Below are 12,464 nucleotides of genomic sequence, written 5' to 3'. Positions count from 1 at the left end.
CCCATCCGCATAGCGCATACCAACGGAATAGCGCGCAAAAGACCGTCAGTCAGCTACACAAACAGGCCAATCACCTCGAAGCGCCGAAGTCAGTAGCGCACCGCCGGGGTCACCTGTGTACGGTTGGACCACGGAACGTAGCACACACAAGGCGCTCGACCTGAAGCCCAGTTCGAGCGACCTTGATCACGTGAACCCTCAGCGTGCAGTTGCCGCTGGGTTGCGCGCGGCTATGGCCCCTGTTCCCGCGAACAGGGGCCATGACGTTCGATCAGACCTCACCGAAGTGGCCGGCCTTCACGCTGTCCACGAAGGCCGCAAAGGCGTCGGCAGTGAAGATCAGGGCGGGCCCCTGGGGGTCCTTGGAGTCACGTACGGGCATGAGGCCCGGAAAGCCGGGTGCTACCTCCACGCACTGGCCACCGTTGCCGCTGTAGCTGCTCTTGACCCAGGAAGTGCCGGTCAGGTCAACGTGCTCGCTCATGCTGAAGAGTCCCTTCGCACCTTGCTGATCAATTTGAGCGATGCCACCTGAGACAACGCCTCAACCTGGAGCAAATCGTATTCCCTCGCCCAGGTTGACACGGTGGCCCGGTCGCTCTCCAGGTAGCCGCGTTGATGGGTCTCGGTGTACCCGAGCGCAGTACCGTCGCCAAGGTAGAGGAGCGACATGGAGCGCATGAAGGGCCGCAGCGCACCCAGGTCGTACGGAGCAACCTGCACTACGTAGTTGGGCCGAAGCGCCAAACCCTCGATGTGCTCCAACTGGGCAGCCATGGTGGCTTCTCCGCCCACGGATGTCCTCAGGCAGCTCTCGTCGAGAATGACGTGAACCAACGGGGCTGGATCTCGGCTGATCCGCTTCTGGCGGTCAAGGAGCAGTCGAACGCACTCGGCTCCCTGTTCAGCCGTAACGCTGCCGCGCGCAACGGCCCCGGCCTCCAGGGCCTCGGCATACTCGCGGGTCTGGATCAGACCAGGGATGACGCCGAGTTCAAACAGCCGTACGACCAGGGCTTCCCGCTCCTTGGTCACATACTCGGGGTACCCCGGTAGAAGGGATGAGCCGTTGAGGGTCCAGTAGGTCAACTCCAACGTCTCGCCGGTCTGAAGGACGCGATCTGCGCTACGAACCCAGTCAAGTGTGGGACTGCGCGTACCCCGTTCGAGGTTGGAGATCTGACTGTCACTCAACTGAGTGCGCTTGCCCAACTCGGCTTGAGTCAGCCCGGTAGTCTGTCGTGACCTGCGGAGTTGTGCGCCGAATGCAGCAAGCGGCGACGCAGACGGGTCCAGCTGTGTCTCGCGCATGATCAGACCTTCGCCTCGGATCGAATCCCACCGTGGCAACTGTCAAGTGGGAAAGGCTTCCGATTGTAGGTGACGCACGCCACGATGGCTACACCAGGTGAGACGCCGAGAGCGAAGCGCTACCTACGGAGAGCCCCCATGTCTGAGAGTCAGAGACCTGTACTGCCCGAGCTGCACGAGGTGGTGCGGGACCGTGGACACCTTCTGAACGGCCGGCCGCGCAAAGGCGTGTTCATGGAACTCCTCTTTGGCGTGGCTTACTTGAGGCCGCTCGGCGGCGGCCTGGAGTGGACAACCAGCGCTCGGGACCTGGAGTTGTGCGAGCCGCGAGAGATCGCCCCCGGGACCAGTGGCCGGCCGTACCGCCGACTGCTGCACGAGGAGTCGTCGTGAGCGCTGCAACACTGCTGCTTGCCGCACTTCCGATCGGGTCGGTTGCCGTTGGCGGCCTTGCGGCAGTGGAACGCGTGAGCCGCGAACGGTGGGCACAACCCGACTCCTTGGCTCAAGGCAACCGACCCGTTGAGTGGACCAGTGATCGCTCGTTCGGCGACCGGGCACCCGACGACGCATGGTGGAGTCGCCCTGACGGTTGGGCGATCGGCAATGCGGAGCACGGGTCGGTGGAGCCCGCCACCCGGCCCGGATGGCTCACGTGACCACCGAGCAACATCCTCCGCCGGAGGACGACTTGGTGACACGCATTCCGCCGGCAAGCCAGTACCGCCTCGGTCGTTGCGCCCCCTGCAAGGGGCGCCACACGGTGGTTGCACCCGCTCTCTACTACCTGAACGCCGCAGGCGCGCTGGTCAGCATGCCGGCCTGCGAGCGTCACCACGAAGCCTTCGTGGCCCACGTGCACCGCATGGCCATGCAGGCAGTTCTACCTGTTCGAACCCCGGATTGGAGCTGACCTGTTGACCGGTCTCGCAACCTGGTTCGCCAGCGAGTGGCGCGCAGAGTTCTGGTTCCAGAACCCCCGGACCGAGAACAGCCTGACCGGGCACGCGGCGGCCGGGACCTTTGCCCGGGTCGCCTCCGCGATCCTGGCCGCAGGTGCTCGTGTGGCCGACGTTCAAGCCGAGTACCTCATGGACCTCGGTGAGGCCCTGCTGACCAACGGACAGTGGGATGCCTTCCGAACCGGGCGGTGGGAATACCTGCCCGAGGGCGCCCAGCAGTGGGCACACGTGACTTTGACTCACCACCCGACGAACACCCGCTGGCCTACATGCGGTCCATGCCCTCCGACGTAACGATGCTGCCGCCCAGCACTCGTAGGCATGCCGGTCGGCTGGGGGTAGCGGCGCCGGTCTCCTGACCCAGTCAATCCGGCTGGCGCCTCCAAGTCCCCTCCCGGGTCGGACGACAACACCCGACCCGGGAGGTCTGCACCACCACTGCACCATCAGATTGCATGAAAGGAGCACAGCACAGATGTCCAACCAGACCCTGGACCGCACGGAGGGCGCGACGGTGCCGTTCGGCGCGCGCGCCGTCCAGCCCCCGTACACGGTCCGCATCGACCCCTCCGAGTTCACCTACGACCCGGAGCGCCAGGTCAACGTGATGAACGTCGACGGTAGCCTCTGGGCCCACACCCCGGTGGCCGGCTCCAGCACCGGAACCAACAACGACTCCAACGGTCCGGCCGACGAGGGCCCCGACCCCTACGCTTTCCCCGGGGACGAGGTGGCGTAGCCCATGCCTGGCGCACAGAGCGGGCATGTCCTCGTCGTCGCTGAGGACATGGACCCCACCGCAGATCTGGTTGTGGATGCCCTGCGCGAGCGGAGCGTACCCGTGATGCGGTTCGACCTGGCTGATTTCCCCCAACACCTTGACCTGGTCGCCGAGCACGACGGCCAGGCTCCGGGATGGTCCGGGGAACTGGTCACCAGCGCCCGCGCTGTGCGGTTGGAGGAGGTCCGGGCCGTCTACTACAGGCGGCCCGGCCTGCCCGCAGTCAGCGCTGAGGTCGACCCCGCCTACCGGGAATGGTCGCAGGGGCAGGCGCTCATCGGCATGGTGCAGGTCCTGGGTTCGCTGCCTACCGTGTGGATGCACCATCCCGACGTGTATCGGGCGTCTGCACACAAGCCGGGCCAGCTCGTCACGGCGACCGCTTCCGGCCTGCGGGTCCCCCGGACCCTTGTGACGAACAGCCTGCCCCGCGCGAAGCGGTGGGCCGAGTCGATCGGCGGGCCGCTGATCGTCAAGCCGGTTACCGCCGGGGCCATCACACTGGACGGCCGCTCCATGATGCTTCCCACCCGTCGATTCGAGGCATCCGAGCTCGACGAGTCGATCGAGTTGACGGCGCACATGCTTCAGGAGTGGGTACCCAAGAGGTTCGAAGTGCGGTTGACCGTCGTGGGCGACGAGATGTTCCCGGTCGCCATTCACGCGCGCAGTGCTGCCTCTCTGGTGGACTGGAGGAGCGACTACGACGCACTGGAGTACGAGTCGGTCGAGATCCCCGATGTCGTTGCGGACAGTGTGCGACGATTCATGGCCACGTACCAACTCAACTACGGGGCGCTCGATTTCGCTGTAACGCCTGGTGGCGAGTGGGTGTTCTTCGAATGCAATCCCGCCGGACAGTGGCAGTTCATCTCAGCGTCCACCGGACTGCCGATCGCCGAGGCACACGCCTCCCTGCTGCAAGGAGCGGTGACATGACCATCGACGCTGAGGCCTTGCGGGCCCTTCTCGCTGATGAACTGGCCGCTGCTGGTCACGGCCGACAGTGGACGGATGCCGTCCGCCTCGTACCTCGCCACCTGTTCGTCCCAAGGTTCTACGAGCAGGACAACACTGGGCAGTGGGCGGTGGTCACGCCCTCCGATCCCGGCTATCTCAGGAGCGCATACGCGAATCGGGCTCTCACGACCCAGCTTCGGGAGCTGGAGCCCTCGTCGTCGTCAAGCGAACCGGGGCTGATGCTGTCGATGCTGGACGCTCTGGATGTCCAGGCAGGAGGCCGTGTCCTCGAAGTCGGGACCGGCACCGGCTACAACGCGGCTCTCCTGTCCCACGTTCTCGGTGAAGGCAACGTAACGACCGTGGATGTCGACCCCGAACTGACAACCGACGCCGCTTGGCGGCTTGAGTCCGCGGGGTACAGGCCATCGATCCACACCGGGGACGGCGCACTGGGGGTGTCGTCGAAGGCCCCGTTCGATCGGATCATTGCCACCTGCGGCATGCAATCGATTCCGCCGGCCTGGCTCCACCAGGCCGCTGATGGCGCCGTGATGATCGTCCCGATCGGATGGGGGTTGGCGAAGGTCACGGTCGACAACGGTCGAGCCACTGGGCGGTTTCTGGCACAGGGCGCGTACTTCATGGCACGGAGGTCCTCCCGCGTGCGCCCGCAGTTCGAGCTGCTGGCCATGGAGAAGCCGACCACCACGACGGTTCCTGTTGCTGAGGTGCTGAAGCGGCTGGAGTTCCCCTTGTCGCTCGCAGCGCCGGGCTACCGGAGCTGCACGTGGGACGCCACCGACGGTCAGGTGGCCGGCGTCGGAATCTGGACCCCGGACGGGTCGGCTGCGACGGCCAGCCTTGCTGGGTCCGTTCGCCAGGCCGGACCACGCCGCCTCTGGGACGTTGTCGAGCAACTGGCCGACCAGTTCGCGGCCCCGTCGGCCCGTACGGACTTCGGGATCACGGTGAGCGCCGGACGCCAACGTGCATGGTGGAAGACGGAAGCCATCGGCTGGGACCTTCCGACGCCGGTAGCCTGAAGGACGGGACGAGAGGGGCACGAAGTGGAGAACGAAGAGCCGCTGGCTCAATGGGCCGCACGCCGGGCAGCACGCCTACGCCCGGTCGGCCAGTTGAAAGCTGTCACGATCGACCACGAGAACGCCCCGGTGCATCTCCACCAGGACCGCCCCCGCGCAATCCTCCGGTGGGACGGCTACCAGTGGGTCCCTGAAGCCCTGGCACCGAACTTCGCAGTTGCTCAACGGATTGTTCACGGCATCGAAGGCGATGGCGTCGTTCGCGGCGTTCCGCTGGCAACACGGAAGCTGCGCGCCGGCCGGCACCGCTAGCCCTCGTCGTGGAAGTCCCCTCTCCAGAACGGGAGAGGGGACTTTGGCACCTCATGCGATCCAGCTTGCTCCACTCAATCCCAGTTGACCGTGCCGCGCGTCTTGCACGCCGAGGGCCGGCCGGCCATCAGGTTCGCGCTCGGGTTCCAGTCTCCGAAGGTTCGGAGGAGCAGTGCTCCGCGCTCAAGCACCGCTACCTGAATCTGCTCGGCCGCTACAGCGTCCCGGCCGCCGGCGCCCTGCGCCCGCTGCGCGACGCGGACACCCCGGAGGGGGACGAGGACGGCGATGGTGGGCAAAAATGACCTTGGCCCGGACTGGACCGCTGGGGGCGCAATCGGCAGGCCTGTTCACGCGGATCAGGGTCTGCTGACCGTTGGCGAGGAGTCTCCTGGTGCCGTCGGCCTGGACGCCGTAGACCTCCAGCTGGCAGACGCCGGACTTCAAGGCGGTGCCGATCGCTTCGAGGTGGTCGCCGGAGGCGGGCGCAAGGAGGTTGGTCTCGTATTCGACAGTGCCGGTTGTCGAGCTCGTTGTCGAGCAGGACGTCGCGGACCGGCCAGGGCGGGGACTGCTGGCGGATGCACACCACGGCGCGGGCCCAATCCAGAGCGAGGTCCAGTTCGCCGGTCACCTTGCCCTGGTCGTCCCCGTCGTCGAAGTCATCCTCGCCGTCCTGGTGGAGGCCAGCCTGTCATCTCGTAGGCGATCGTGGCGTAGGCGTCCAGGTCCCTCGGACCTGCCCGTGGATCGTCACCGCGGCCTTCTCGTGCGCCGCGTCGTGCGCCTCGCTGCTCTCCTCGTCAGGGGTCCAGACCCGCTCCATCCGCTACGACTGGCGCACCGGCAACTTGGTGATCCGCTCTCCGACAGCTTGTCCCCGGTCCCCGGTGCCCGGCGCAGAAGTCGGCCGAGTCGAACTCGTTGTACTCCGGGTTCTGGATCCAGACCAGCAGCGGCCGGTCCAGCGCGGCGAGCGCCTTCGCCGCGCGGCAAGATCGACGCCACCAACGAGTGGTGCCGCGTGGTCTGCGCGCACCGCACCCTGCTGCTGACCACCGGACCGTTCACCAGCCTCTTCGACTTCTGGCCGGCCGCCGCAGCCGGCCTGCTGGTCCTCCTCGCCACGCCGGTCGGGCTGGTACGCCCGACGCGCGCCACATCCGGGTCATGATGGCTGGAAACCGGCGACTTCACGACTACACCCTGGGTTGTGAGGAGCCGCTTAAATACACAACCCGAGAGAGTGCGCGGCAGCAAAAGAGTCTGAACTGCCGCAGACACGATCTCAGCTTAGGCCCGCTGTGCCACCATGCAATCCCACACCAGCTTGTAAGGTATTACGCAGCCTCGTCGTGATTCCGAATCTCCTCCCCCTCTTCGTCGCCCCGCTCTGAGGCTCCCTCTTCAAGCAGGTTGTCCAGGAGTTCTTTGAGTTCAATAGCCCATGCTTTATGCTCTTGGCCAGGCATGTGTTGAAGCTCGTCGACGTAAGCCTTGAGCCAAACGACCCGCTTCGATTCGGGCACCTTCTCCCCGGTCAGGAAAGACCTGTCCTGTGGAACCATCCTGCGGATCGCAAGAAGTGGAAATGGACTCCTGAGTGGATAGAATGTTGCGTTGTAGGACCCTTTCACAGTATTGTTTGAGTGAAACTCTCCAAGCATGAGTCCGCGGGCAATGAAGTGTGGTTTGAGGTCAGCCTGAACATCGTCGATGAAGCGTCCTGCTCTGCCTGGGCCAACTCCAGGGAAGGCTACAACGATTGTCTTGAAGTAAGATTCCGGCCTGGATTGAGGGTGGATCTTCTCGAAGACCCCTCGGTAGTGTTCGATAATGTCCTTTATGTCTCCAGGTAGGTAAATCGGGCCGCTCGGAAGGGCGAACCAAATGGTGTCCTTCTTAAGTGCGCCTGGAATGAATGGGCAGACGACGCCACTTCTTCCGAGTTTGGGGTGCGGCTTGGCGACGAAGCCCTCGATCCACTGAAGTGATACCCGTAGAGGGTGGTCGCTCGGAAGGCTATCCACATCGGCTCGAGATAGCAGGCCTAATTCCTGTGGGATGGGCGGGGTGCGCATGGCAATCCTTGTGGTGGATGCATGCTCGAAAGCGCGCCGCAAGTCCGTCAGTCGATGGAGGCTGCGGGCGTCGAGTGCGCCTCCAAGTCGTAAGGGTGATTCGGAGTTTGGTCAGGGCTCAAGGCTGAGCGCTTCGGCAATATCTGACTGCCCGCTGTCGATCAGTCGCTTTTGGGTATTTCCGAGCAGTTCGTAAACGCGCTCCATCCGGTCAGGATGATTGCCTACTAGGCGCTGCGCTTCGCGGCGGATGGCCTCTGCAACTGCCACCCCATCATCCATGGTTGGCGCCGCCTGGACTTCGGTGGGATCTTCGGATTCATGCCTACGTGTGTGATGGGTCATGTGAGCGCTCATAACTCTGGGTATCTGCCGCGAGTGGGGGCTGTCGAGCCTTGAAGACGCTTCTTCTCCAGTATCGCTCAAAGCATGCCTGGCGCGCAGTCAAGTTTTGGTTGACCGTTTCTTTTGGGGCGCCAGGCAGAGCGCGTTTGGTTGAGCTTCTAGGTCGCTTTTAGTAGCGCTCTGTACACCGATTCGATATCCCAGCGTCGCTGGCCTCATGGGACGCGCTGCGCGCGAAGAAGCTTTCGTACTGGGACAACGGCCAGGTCGCCTGGTTGGGCCTGGCTTTCCGGCCATCTGGTCGGCGGCGCCCGGGCTAGCGCGCCGACACCCTCGCGGTCCTCCTTGCCCGACCCTCCACAGGAACGCGGCAGCAGACTGGCGCCGCCGCTGTGGGCCGGGCCGTGCGCGGGCTGCACCAGCCTCGAGAACGAACCCCTGGCCGACGCCGTGCGCAGGCTGTGGGAGCACCTCTACTTGGCGATCCCCCTGTGCACCATCATGGCGTCCACGCCCGCGCCCGATGGGCTCGCTCTGCACAGGTAGGACCAGCCCGGACCGGTGGGCGGGCCGGGTGTCAGGGTCGGTCGTTGAGATGCCCGCACAGCCAGGCCAGGGCTGCGAAAGCGTCCAGCATCCGGCCCGCGTCTGCCACGTTCCGGCCCGGTCCCGGGCGGCATTCCACGCCCTCAGCCCGACTCTGCGGACGCGGACCCGGCCTCTCTCGCGTTTGAGGCGAGCTGCTGAAGCGCCGCCAGATGGGCTGCGAGAACGTCCCGTCCGGGCCGGGTGGCAGCCAGCCAGGTGCGCGGGCGCTTGCCCACGTACCCCTTCTTCACCTTGATGTGGCCGGCCGCCTCCAGGGCGGCGGCAGCCTTGCTGAGCACCGAGTCGGACACCTTGCAGTAGTCGCGCACGACGGAGAACTCGGCCTCGATGCAGCCGGAGAGGAAGGCCAGCACGGTCAGCCTCGTCGGGTGCTGCAGGACGGGATCGAGCGCTGCCCTGCCGTCCCTGCTGGACGGCCCCCCGGCTGCGTCGCACAGCGAGTGCGTACATGGCTGCAGCTGCCGCTGCGGTGGGCTGTGGCCAGACCGCCTCGCCTCACTGCGCCTTGTGCCCGTGCCCCCCGGCCAGCAGATCCCCGGCCTCCGGCCGCGGCACCTCCTGCTCGTCCACGCCGCACGCCTACCCAGGCAAGCTCCGCACAGCCAAGGCTTGAGACGGAGGACGCGATCAGCCGCGCCGCAGGACGCCGTGATGCCGTCCGCCCCCTGGCAGCCGGGGGCGGACCGTCACACGGCAGCGGGGGAGGGCGAGAGCCGGGCACCGTCCGCGCCAGGCCCGTCGTCGTCTCCGGACTTGGCGCGGACGGTGAGCCGACGCCGGTCCGGACCGTCATCCAGCCGCCGCGGCCAGGGCCTTCCGGTCACTGAAATGCACCGGAAGCCGTCGCGCCGTTCTCGCAGAGAGGCGGGGCATCGCCGTGCTGTCAGGGCCGGTCGTCATGGTGCCCGCACAGCCAGGCCAGGACCGCGAAAGCGCCCAGCATCCGGTCAGCGTCCGCCACGCTCCAGCCCGCACCCATCCGGATCTGCACCGCCGTGGCCTGGCACTCCGCGAGCAGCTGCGCCCGGCAGGGCCCCACCGCTCCCACGGCCTGGGCGGCTGTGGCGGGTGCCAGGTCCTGGGTGCCCACCGCCCACCGGTAGGCGTGCAGCATGCCCTGCTCGTAGTCCGTCCACGGCCGGCGCCGCATGGAGAGCTCCTCCAGCGCGGCGAACACCTCGCACGCCGGACGCACCCCCACCACCGCTGCCGTCTCGTCGGTCGTCATACGCACGACGCTACGACCGGGCAGCCGCACGTGTGCGGCTGCGTTGCGCCGACCGGACCGACCGATGCGGCGCGCGTTGCGCTCCGAGCCAGGCCTGTCGGCGGCTACGGGGCAGCGGCCTGGCCCGTGGGGGAGTGGGAACGGGAGCCGAAATCTGCGTGCCCGTCGACCTGCCGCAGGTCGGAGCGCTGCGTGTCGGCGGGGGTATCTGCGTCGAGGGTGATGGCGGGGTCGGCGAGGAGGGTAAGGAGGGCTTCGACGGGCAGGCCGCCCTCGGCGGGGTGGCGCAGGTGGGTGTTGGGAGCGATGCGGTAGCGGTTGCGGCGCCCGTCGCGGGTGTGGGTGAGGTAGCCTTCGCGCTCCAGGTCGCCGACAACGGCCTGGACGGCGCGCTCGGTTAGCCGGCACACGGCGGCGATGTCCCGCAAGCGGGTCCCGGGGTCGCGGGCGATCACGGCCAGCACCCGCGCGTGGTTGGTCAGGTGATCTTGACCGGTTGCGTGTGTCCTGAACCTGGAGGTGGGTTCGTTGCACGAAGAACCAACTGACGCGATGTTGCGTGAGAGATGAAGGTTGTGTCCCTTCGGAGTAGCCCGATTCTCGACACTTCAGCAACGATTCGCTCGCGCTAGTCTTCCTGATCCCTACCTGACACATCGCGGCGCCGGCACGCCTTTGGGTATCAGGCAACCACCTGCCACGGGTGGCCCGGTCGGGCATGTGCGTGACGGCAGGCCGACGGGCCCGGCCCGGAGTTCGTTGCCTGGGCCGGGCCGTCGTGCTGACGTACGAGCTGAACCGGGCCAGCCGAACTGCGTGCACATGACGCTGACCAAGGCGGCTGGCCTGGCGATCCGAATCAGAAGTCCCGGTCGTAGTGCACGGTCACCGGGGCGTGGTCGGACCAGCGTTCGGCGTGCGTGGCAGCGCGCTCGACGGTGGCCTCGACCGCCTTCGCGGCGAGGCCCGGAGTTGTACACTGCAGGTCGATTCGCCAGCCGGTGTCGTTGTCGAAGGCGCGGCCGCGGTAGGACCACCAGGTGTAGGGGCCGGTGCGGTCGGGGTGGAGGGCACGGACGACGTCGACCCAGCCGGCGTCGCCGTAGAGTTCGGTGAGCCAGGCGCGCTCCTCGGGGAGGAAGCCGGCGGACTTCTGGTTGGCCTTCCAGTTCTTGAGGTCCTCGGCGCGGTGGGCGATGTTCCAGTCGCCGCAGACCACGGCCTCCCGGCCCTCGGCCTCGGCGCGGGCGCGCAGGCGGCGGAGGTGGGGAAGGAACTCGGCCATGAAGCGCTCCTTCTCCTCCTGTCGTTCGGTGCCGGCTTCGCCGGAGGGGAGGTAGAGGCTGGCGACCGTCAGTCCGGGCAGGTCGATTTCTACATACCTGCCCGAATTGTCGAATTCATCCGAGCCGAATCCGACCGCCGTGCGCGAAGGCTGTCGACGGGACAGGACGGCCACACCGGCCCGGCCCTTGGCGGCGGCCGGCGCCCAGACGGCGTGCCAGCCGTCCAGGTCGCGCAGCTCCGGCGGCAGCTGGTGCTCCTCGGAGCGCACTTCCTGCAGGCAGACCACATCGGCCCCGGTGGCGGCCAGCCACTCGACGAAGCCCTTCTTCGCCGCCGCCCGGATGCCGTTCACGTTCACACTCGTCACCACGATCACCCGGGCAGCCTACCGAGCCGGGGCCGGGGAGGCGGGCAGGACGCGAACCATGGTGCCACGGGCGGGCGGTGTCGCACGGGGATCACTCGTCTGACGTGAACGCGGCATGAAACTGGGCGAGAATGCGGTCGGGCGCTGCCATTGGTCTTGACCATCTCCCGATCCAGCCCCTAGGGTCACTTACTGCAAAGACCTTTAATAAAGAAGGACGGATAAAGCCCCGCTCTCCCACCTGCCGCGACAGCGGACAGCGGAGCCGGATCCGCCCTCTCTTGTCGGCAGGGTGCCGAAGGGCCGACCGGTCCGACCGGCGCAGGAGTCAGGGTGGAGGACCTGGTGGGGACGACAGGACAGCTCACGGCCGTACCGGAACCGAAGTACTGGCACCTGCGCACGGTGCTGCTCCGTGCCATCGACACCGAGTTCTCCACCGGAGAGGTGCTCCCCAACGAGCGCGAGCTCTCCGCCCGCTTCGGCGTCGCCCGGGCCACCCTGCGCCAGGCGCTCGACCAGCTGGAGCTGGAGGGCCGCCTGGTCCGCCGGCGAGGCATCGGCACCCTGGTCGCCGCGCCCCGGGTCGGCGTGCCGGTCAACCGGAACGAGGAGGGCTGGCCCGGCGTCGGCCGCAGCCAGTCCTGGCGCACCGTCGACTGCACCACCTCCCCGGCCCCCGCGCGGCTCGCCGCGAGCCTGGGCGTCAAGGAGGGTGCGACCGTGCACACCGTCCGCCGGGTGCGGATGGTCCAGGGCGTCAACATGGCGACCGAGTCCCTGCACGTCCCCGCCGCCGCGCTGCCGCACCTGCCCGGCTTCCGGGCCGAGAGCGACCGCGCCCGCTCGGTGCTGCGCCAGCTGGAGCGCCTGGAGGTCGACGGCGAGTCCCGCTCGGTGGAGCTGGGCGTCGCGGAGGCCGACGTGGCCGCCCTGCTGGAGCGCCCGCCGGGCTCGCCGGTCCTGGTGATGACCACCCAGTACGCTGCGGCCGGGCGCCTGGTCGCCCTCGCCGTCTCCACCTACCGGGCCGACACCTGCAAGCTGACGTTCGGCGAGACCGGCCTGGTCGAGGTCACCCCGGTCGCGGCCGACGCCGCGGTGCGCACCGCCTCCTGAGGACCACCCCCCGAAAACCCTCGCGCGAAGGCCCGGGCACTCACCGAGTGCCCGGG

At 67.2% G+C, this 12,464-nt stretch carries 17 protein-coding genes and 1 pseudogene; 8 read left to right on the top strand and 10 right to left on the bottom strand.

Annotation, left to right across the window (positions count from 1 at the left end):
• Nucleotides 1-271: 271 nt before the first annotated feature.
• Entirely contained in the window at nucleotides 272-484 is a 213-nt protein-coding gene (locus tag ACWGB8_RS35510; RefSeq protein ID WP_452217785.1) for a DUF397 domain-containing protein, read from the bottom strand.
• Nucleotides 481-1,311, bottom strand: coding sequence for a helix-turn-helix domain-containing protein (locus tag ACWGB8_RS35505; protein ID WP_452217784.1), 831 nt, complete (start codon nucleotides 1,309-1,311; stop codon nucleotides 481-483). Before ACWGB8_RS35505 ends, ACWGB8_RS35510 begins: the two co-directional genes overlap by 4 nt.
• Before the next feature lie 138 nt (nucleotides 1,312-1,449).
• Here ACWGB8_RS35505 and ACWGB8_RS35500 point away from each other — a divergent pair, with 138 nt between their 5' ends.
• From ACWGB8_RS35500 to ACWGB8_RS35475, 6 genes are all read left to right on the top strand, one after another.
• The gene (locus ACWGB8_RS35500; RefSeq protein ID WP_452217783.1) at nucleotides 1,450-1,704 is read left to right on the top strand and encodes a hypothetical protein; all 255 of its coding nucleotides are present in this window, start codon (nucleotides 1,450-1,452) and stop codon (nucleotides 1,702-1,704) included.
• Between the two features lie 262 nt (nucleotides 1,705-1,966).
• On the top strand, nucleotides 1,967-2,224 hold the full coding sequence (locus ACWGB8_RS35495; protein WP_452217782.1) for a hypothetical protein: 258 nt from the start codon (nucleotides 1,967-1,969) through the stop codon (nucleotides 2,222-2,224).
• A gap of 524 nt (nucleotides 2,225-2,748) precedes the next feature.
• Nucleotides 2,749-3,012, top strand: coding sequence for a putative ATP-grasp-modified RiPP (gene tgmA / locus ACWGB8_RS35490; RefSeq protein ID WP_452217781.1), 264 nt, complete (start codon nucleotides 2,749-2,751; stop codon nucleotides 3,010-3,012).
• Between the two features lie 3 nt (nucleotides 3,013-3,015).
• Nucleotides 3,016-3,993 (top strand): ATP-grasp ribosomal peptide maturase, encoded by a 978-nt coding sequence (gene tgmB / locus ACWGB8_RS35485; RefSeq protein WP_452217780.1) that lies wholly within the window; start codon nucleotides 3,016-3,018, stop codon nucleotides 3,991-3,993.
• On the top strand, nucleotides 3,990-5,060 hold the full coding sequence (locus ACWGB8_RS35480; protein ID WP_452217779.1) for a methyltransferase domain-containing protein: 1,071 nt from the start codon (nucleotides 3,990-3,992) through the stop codon (nucleotides 5,058-5,060). The genes tgmB and ACWGB8_RS35480 overlap by 4 nt, the downstream gene beginning before the upstream one ends.
• Before the next feature lie 24 nt (nucleotides 5,061-5,084).
• Complete coding sequence (locus ACWGB8_RS35475) at nucleotides 5,085-5,372, top strand: DUF6087 family protein (RefSeq protein WP_452217778.1); 288 nt, start codon at nucleotides 5,085-5,087, stop codon at nucleotides 5,370-5,372.
• A 74-nt stretch (nucleotides 5,373-5,446) separates the two neighbouring features.
• Here ACWGB8_RS35475 and ACWGB8_RS35470 read toward each other — a convergent pair whose 3' ends face one another.
• Nucleotides 5,447-5,671, bottom strand: coding sequence for a hypothetical protein (locus ACWGB8_RS35470; RefSeq protein WP_452217788.1), 225 nt, complete (start codon nucleotides 5,669-5,671; stop codon nucleotides 5,447-5,449).
• Nucleotides 5,672-5,714: 43 nt separating this feature from the next.
• A pseudogene (locus ACWGB8_RS35465) lies at nucleotides 5,715-5,888 on the bottom strand (DUF4442 domain-containing protein); the annotation flags it as partial.
• A 508-nt stretch (nucleotides 5,889-6,396) separates the two neighbouring features.
• On the opposite strand from ACWGB8_RS35465, the gene ACWGB8_RS35460 reads away from it, so the two are divergent.
• Nucleotides 6,397-6,546 carry a hypothetical protein gene (locus ACWGB8_RS35460; RefSeq protein WP_452217777.1) on the top strand — a complete coding sequence of 50 codons (150 nt, stop codon included), beginning with the start codon at nucleotides 6,397-6,399 and terminating at the stop codon, nucleotides 6,544-6,546.
• A gap of 166 nt (nucleotides 6,547-6,712) precedes the next feature.
• Here the strand turns inward: ACWGB8_RS35460 and ACWGB8_RS35455 are convergent, their stop codons facing one another.
• The 6 genes from ACWGB8_RS35455 to ACWGB8_RS35430 all read right to left on the bottom strand — a co-directional run bounded on the left by ACWGB8_RS35455 (nucleotide 6,713) and on the right by ACWGB8_RS35430 (nucleotide 11,298).
• Nucleotides 6,713-7,453: a DUF6875 domain-containing protein gene (locus ACWGB8_RS35455; RefSeq protein WP_452217776.1), complete on the bottom strand. Its 741-nt coding sequence runs from the start codon at nucleotides 7,451-7,453 to the stop codon at nucleotides 6,713-6,715.
• 111 nt (nucleotides 7,454-7,564) lie between these two features.
• Complete coding sequence (locus ACWGB8_RS35450; protein ID WP_452217775.1) at nucleotides 7,565-7,798, bottom strand: hypothetical protein; 234 nt, start codon at nucleotides 7,796-7,798, stop codon at nucleotides 7,565-7,567.
• A gap of 689 nt (nucleotides 7,799-8,487) precedes the next feature.
• A complete protein-coding gene (locus ACWGB8_RS35445) occupies nucleotides 8,488-8,760 on the bottom strand; it encodes a transcriptional regulator (RefSeq protein WP_452217774.1) in 273 nt (90 codons plus the stop codon).
• A gap of 530 nt (nucleotides 8,761-9,290) precedes the next feature.
• Entirely contained in the window at nucleotides 9,291-9,635 is a 345-nt protein-coding gene (locus ACWGB8_RS35440) for a hypothetical protein (RefSeq protein WP_452217773.1), read from the bottom strand.
• 104 nt (nucleotides 9,636-9,739) lie between these two features.
• Nucleotides 9,740-10,117 (bottom strand): helix-turn-helix transcriptional regulator, encoded by a 378-nt coding sequence (locus tag ACWGB8_RS35435; RefSeq protein WP_452217787.1) that lies wholly within the window; start codon nucleotides 10,115-10,117, stop codon nucleotides 9,740-9,742.
• A gap of 377 nt (nucleotides 10,118-10,494) precedes the next feature.
• Nucleotides 10,495-11,298, bottom strand: coding sequence for an exodeoxyribonuclease III (locus ACWGB8_RS35430; RefSeq protein WP_452217772.1), 804 nt, complete (start codon nucleotides 11,296-11,298; stop codon nucleotides 10,495-10,497).
• Nucleotides 11,299-11,634: 336 nt separating this feature from the next.
• Between ACWGB8_RS35430 and ACWGB8_RS35425 the strand changes: the two genes are divergently transcribed.
• Nucleotides 11,635-12,408: a GntR family transcriptional regulator gene (locus ACWGB8_RS35425; protein ID WP_452217786.1), complete on the top strand. Its 774-nt coding sequence runs from the start codon at nucleotides 11,635-11,637 to the stop codon at nucleotides 12,406-12,408.
• The last annotated feature ends 56 nt before the right edge of the window (nucleotides 12,409-12,464 follow it).

The sequence above is a fragment of the Kitasatospora sp. NPDC054939 genome (assembly GCF_053610105.1).
Note: the sequence above shows the minus strand (reverse complement) of the source record. Positions and strands in the feature narration are given on the sequence as shown.

Coding starts and splice junctions, on each gene's coding strand:
- ACWGB8_RS35510 (WP_452217785.1), bottom strand. CDS start 484: ATGAGCGAGCACGTTGACCTGACCGGCACTTCCTGGGTCAAGAGCAGC.
- ACWGB8_RS35505 (WP_452217784.1), bottom strand. CDS start 1,311: ATGCGCGAGACACAGCTGGACCCGTCTGCGTCGCCGCTTGCTGCATTC.
- ACWGB8_RS35500 (WP_452217783.1), top strand. CDS start 1,450: ATGTCTGAGAGTCAGAGACCTGTACTGCCCGAGCTGCACGAGGTGGTG.
- tgmA (WP_452217781.1), top strand. CDS start 2,749: ATGTCCAACCAGACCCTGGACCGCACGGAGGGCGCGACGGTGCCGTTC.
- tgmB (WP_452217780.1), top strand. CDS start 3,016: ATGCCTGGCGCACAGAGCGGGCATGTCCTCGTCGTCGCTGAGGACATG.
- ACWGB8_RS35480 (WP_452217779.1), top strand. CDS start 3,990: ATGACCATCGACGCTGAGGCCTTGCGGGCCCTTCTCGCTGATGAACTG.
- ACWGB8_RS35455 (WP_452217776.1), bottom strand. CDS start 7,453: ATGCGCACCCCGCCCATCCCACAGGAATTAGGCCTGCTATCTCGAGCC.
- ACWGB8_RS35450 (WP_452217775.1), bottom strand. CDS start 7,798: ATGACCCATCACACACGTAGGCATGAATCCGAAGATCCCACCGAAGTC.
- ACWGB8_RS35440 (WP_452217773.1), bottom strand. CDS start 9,635: ATGACGACCGACGAGACGGCAGCGGTGGTGGGGGTGCGTCCGGCGTGC.